This is a genomic window from Caulobacter sp. P1_B12_2, assembly GCF_056406675.1.
On sequence record NZ_JBFTZS010000754.1, the window covers coordinates 1 to 1,190 of the forward strand.

The 1,190-nt window shown below is 63.6% G+C and carries 1 protein-coding gene; it reads left to right on the forward strand.

The window, feature by feature from the left end; genetic code table 11:
- Positions 1–1,116 (forward strand): class I SAM-dependent methyltransferase (locus AC1DZ6_RS25505; RefSeq protein ID WP_477099875.1); only part of this gene is annotated, 1,116 nt, incomplete at its 5' end.
- Positions 1,117–1,190: the final 74 nt, after the last annotated feature.

Here is a 1,190-nt window from a genome sequence, read left to right on the forward strand (position 1 = left end):
GTCTTGCCCAACGGCGCGAGCCGGCAGCTGGTTGGGCGCGAGCCCGGCCACGCCGCCATTCTGGATATCCACGACTACAGGTTCGCCAGTCGCGTTCTGAAGAATGGGGACATCGGTTTCGCCGAGGGTTACATGGCCGGCGAGTGGGACAGCCCTGGGCTGGCGGTGTTGTTGGAAACCCTGGTCAACAACTACGACCACATTCGCCGCCTGTTCGACGGGAATTTTCTGATGACGGCGCTCAACTGGGTGGGGCATCAGCTGAACCGGAGCAGCCGTGCGGGTTCGCGCCGAAATATCCATGCCCACTATGACCTCGGCAACGGCTTCTATTCAGCTTGGCTGGACTCCTCGATGACCTATTCGTCCGCCCGGTTCGATCGGCCGGACCAATCGCTGGAGGACGCGCAGGCGGCCAAGTACGCCGCGCTGGCGCGGATGATGGATTTGCGGCCGGGCCATGCGGTGCTGGAGATCGGTTGCGGCTGGGGCGGCTTCGCCGCGTTCGCCGCGCGCGAGGTCGGGGCCGTGGTCACGGCGATCACCATCTCTCGCGAACAGCACGATTTCGCGCGACGCCGGCTGTTCGAAGCGGGGTTGGCCGACAGGGCCGATATCCGCCTGGTCGATTACCGCGATGTCGAGGGCCGGTTTGACCGGGTGGCGTCGATTGAAATGTTCGAGGCGGTCGGCCGCGAATACTGGCCCGTCTATTTCAACAAGATCCACCGGTCACTGAAGCCAGGCGGCCGCGCGGGCTTGCAGATCATTACCATTCAGGACGACCTGTTCGACGACTATGAAGCCCGTACGGACTTCATTCAGAAATACGTCTTTCCGGGTGGGTCGCTGCCTTCCGAGGCGCGGCTGGCGCCGGTGGTGTCAGCGTCGGGGCTGGCATGGACGGCCGTAGAGCGGTTCGGCGGCGACTACGCCAACACCCTTGCGGAATGGACCCGTCGGTTCGAGGGGGCTTGGGCGGATATCAGCCAGGGCTCGCTGCGTTTCGATCCGCGCTTCCGTCGCCTTTGGCTATTCTACCTGGCCTATTGCGAGGCGGGCTTTCGATCGCGCCGCACGGACGTGATCCAGCTATCGCTGGACAAGGCGGCATAGAGCTTTCGCCTCACCGTTCGCGTCCTCGCACATGAGTGATCTCTAATGTCGCTTTCCGGCAGTAGTCCGAGAGG